The organism is Chryseobacterium sp. OSA05B (genome assembly GCF_019970065.1).
Taxonomy (GTDB): domain Bacteria; phylum Bacteroidota; class Bacteroidia; order Flavobacteriales; family Weeksellaceae; genus Chryseobacterium.
The window spans coordinates 1-1,024 of record NZ_JAHXYH010000028.1; the positions used below are offsets into that span (position 1 = coordinate 1).

At 36.5% G+C, this 1,024-nt stretch carries 1 protein-coding gene; it reads right to left on the reverse strand.

Going from position 1 to position 1,024, the window contains the following annotated elements; translation table 11 throughout:
- Window positions 1-25: 25 nt before the first annotated feature.
- Window positions 26-1,024 (reverse strand): major royal jelly family protein (locus LC419_RS23410; protein ID WP_223609618.1); only part of this gene is annotated, 999 nt, incomplete at its 5' end.

The following is a 1,024-nucleotide window of genomic DNA, read 5'->3' on the forward strand; positions in this document are numbered from 1 at the left end:
AAGGATATTCTTATGATTCACCTGTTTATTTTCCAAAGATCCCTTTTGCAAGAGGTTTGAATCTAAAGATGCGATAAGGTGGCACTGTTTTATCCTGTCCATTGTTGAAAGCTTCCCCCAACGGCAGCTGTGTAGCGGGCACATACATATAACCATCTTTATTGTAACTAGCACCATCAGGCCAAAGTAAGTCAGTGTGCTTTGTATACTGATATGGCTGCCTGCTATAAGCGGGTATGACTGCGATGCTTCTTGTTTCCAGATATGTTAAATAAATATTGCCAGCTTCATCAATACTTGCACTACCATTATTTTCTTTAGATGAATAGACTTGTACTTTATTTTCTAATTCTGTTGAAGTAAGTGAATTATTGAGTAAATCCTCAATTCTGATCCGGTATAATTTTGACCCGTTTAACGGTGCATAATATAGCCATTCGTTATTTTTATCGGCGGTAATACAATCTGCACCTACAGAAATTGGATTATTAGTACCGGGTATATTAAGCTGTTTTCCATCAACAACAATAGGCTTGTTTTTTTCAGGAACTGTGCTATAATGTCCTTCCAATACCCGACGGCTTGCTCCTGTATTGACATCAACAATAACTAATGCTCCCTTACTTCCATCCCCATTAGGCCCGATATCTTCATCGGCTATAACAAATGTGCTTCCACCGTTGATAATTGTAAAATCATTGAGTTGAGATGTTGGTAAGCTTGCCGGAGCAGAGATTTTTATTATTTTCTCCAAGGTATTGGTAATAGTATTCCAACCTACCAGTTTTGGTGTTATATTATTTCTAAATCCCATATCAAGCATCCATATTATCCCTTTATCATCACTTCTAAGCCCCAAAACAGTACTTAAAAAATCTTCACTCCCTATTTTTGGAGTATTCCAATCTAAATTTGGAAAAGGGGATGTTTGTTTTGTGGAAGTATCATATTGCATAACCCTTATTTGTGGATTAAAGAATGGATGATTACTGAAAACAAGCTCTCCTGAATTCTTATATGCTAT